2 protein-coding genes are annotated in these 2,291 nt (G+C 64.9%); both read left to right on the top strand.

From position 1 onward, the window contains the following. Nucleotides 1–78: 78 nt before the first annotated feature. Nucleotides 79–1,257: an acyl-CoA dehydrogenase family protein gene (locus tag NUV89_RS29305; RefSeq protein ID WP_257784061.1), complete on the top strand. Its 1,179-nt coding sequence runs from the start codon at nt 79–81 to the stop codon at nt 1,255–1,257. Then, complete coding sequence (locus NUV89_RS29300; protein WP_257784060.1) at nt 1,254–2,198, top strand: D-isomer specific 2-hydroxyacid dehydrogenase family protein; 945 nt, start codon at nt 1,254–1,256, stop codon at nt 2,196–2,198. The genes NUV89_RS29305 and NUV89_RS29300 overlap by 4 nt, the downstream gene beginning before the upstream one ends. Nucleotides 2,199–2,291: the final 93 nt, after the last annotated feature.

Genomic DNA, 2,291 nt, shown 5'->3' with positions numbered 1-2,291 from the left:
TCAGTTAGTGAATCAGTTGCCTGACACACCGCTTTCGCGAGCAAGCCCGCTCCCACATTTTGACCGAGTACATTCATCATGACTTCATCGTCTCAACCGTCTCTACGCTCCGTGGAAGTCGCCAATTTCGAAGCCTTGCTCGAACGCCTTAGCCTTGAGCTGGCCAGCACCGCGCACCTCTACGACGAAAGCGGCACCTTCCCCCACGCCAACTTCAAACTGCTCCACGAACACGGCCTCGTCGCCCTCACCGTGCCCAAATCCCTCGGCGGTGGCGGCGCCAGCCTGCCCCAGGCGCGCAAGGCGATCAGTGCGATTGCCAAGGGCGAACCCTCCACCGCGCTGATCCTGGTGATGCAGTACCTGCAACACACGCGCCTGCAAGACAGCAAAACCTGGCCCGCGCACCTGCGCAGCCGCGTCGCCGAGGACGCCGTACGCAACGGCGCATTAATCAACGCCCTGCGCGTCGAGCCCGACCTCGGCACCCCAGCCCGGGGCGGCCTGCCGGCGACGACCGCCGTGCGCACCGCCGAAGGCTGGCGCATCAGCGGGCGCAAGATCTACTCCACCGGCAGCCACGGCCTGACGTGGTTCAGCGTGTGGGGCCGCAGCGACGACGCCGACCCGCTGGTGGGTGCCTGGCTGGTGCCCAAGGACAGTCCCGGCGTGAGCATCATCGACACCTGGGACCACCTCGGCATGCGCGCCACGTGCAGCCATGAAGTGGTGCTCGATAACGTGCTGGTGCCCCTGGACCACGCCGTCAGCGTCAGCCCGTGGAGCGCGCCGTCGGCGGAGCTGGATGCCGAAGGTTTCCTGTGGATGTCGGTGTTGCTGTCCTCGGTGTACGACGCCGTGGCCCACGCCGCGCGGGACTGGCTGGTGAACTGGCTGGAACAGCGCGCGCCGTCCAACCTCGGCGCCGCGCTGGCGACCCTGCCGCGCTTCCAGGAAACCGTCGGCCATATCGACACCCTGCTGTTTGCCAACCGCAGCCTGCTGGACGCCGCCGCCGAAGGCCATACCCCCGCCGCCAACGCCGCGCAGTTGAAGTACCTGGTGACCAACAACGCGATCCGCGCCGTAGAACTCGCCATCGAAGCCTCGGGCAACCCTGGCCTGTCGCGCCTCAACCCCTTGCAACGGCATTACCGCGACGTGCTGTGCAGCCGCGTCCACACACCACAGGACGACGCCGTGTTGCAAGGCGTCGGCAAAGCCGTCTTCGCCCAACGTCAAAAGGAACGGACATGAGTCAGGTGATTATCGCCAGCCAGCTGGATGAAGATTTCAACGAGGTGATCCGCGAGCGCCTCAAAGCGATCCACCCCGAAGCCCAGGTGATCGGCGTGCCCGTCGGTGTCCCCAGCGACCTGCCGGCCCAGGCTAATATCCTCCTGCTGCGCCCGATCAACGTGCGTGGCTACACCGCCCCGGATACGCCGCCACCGGGTTGGCCGTACGGCGCGCAATGGGTGCACCTGGTGTCGTCGGGCATCGATTTCTACCCGCAGTGGCTGTTCAACGGCCCGCCGGTGACCACCTCGCGCGGCAGTGCGGCCGATAACCTCGCGGAGTTCGCCCTGGCAGCGATCTTTGCCGCGGCCAAGCATTTGCCGGATATCTGGGTAAAGGACTCACAGTGGAACTTCACCCCGCTGCGTCCGCTCAAGGGCACCACGCTGGGCATCCTCGGCTTTGGTGCGATTGGCGAGAGCCTTGCACAAAAGGCCTTGGCTTTGGGGATCAACGTTGTGGCGCTGCGCCAAAGCTCGGCGCCGTTCAGTGCGGGCGTGGAAGCCGCGAAGGATATCCACGACCTGTTCGCCCGCGCCGACCACCTGGTGGTGGCCGCGCCGTTGACCCAGGCCACACGCAACCTGATTGACCGCGACGTGCTCGGCAGCGCCAAGCCGGGGCTGCACCTTATCAACATTGCACGCGGTGGTTTGCTGGACCAGGAGGCATTGCTGGAGGCCCTGGATAACGGCCGGATCGGGCTGGCCTCGCTGGATGTGACGGAGCCGGAGCCGTTGCCGGATGGGCATCCGTTGTATACGCATCCGAGGGTGCGGTTGTCGCCGCATACGTCGGCGATTTCGACGAATAGTCGTCATGAGATTGCGGATGCGTTCTTGGCGAACCTGCAGCGGTATATCTCCGGCAGTGAACTGGCCAACCTCGCCAACACCTGACACAACCCAATAAATGTGGGAGTGGGCTTGTGTGGGAGCGGGCTTGCTCGCGAATGCGGAGTGTCAGTCGCTATTTATGTTGACTGACCCACC

Source organism: Pseudomonas sp. 18.1.10, from assembly GCF_024655625.1.
Classification (GTDB): Bacteria; Pseudomonadota; Gammaproteobacteria; order Pseudomonadales; family Pseudomonadaceae; genus Aquipseudomonas.
Note: the sequence above shows the minus strand (reverse complement) of the source record. Positions and strands in the feature narration are given on the sequence as shown.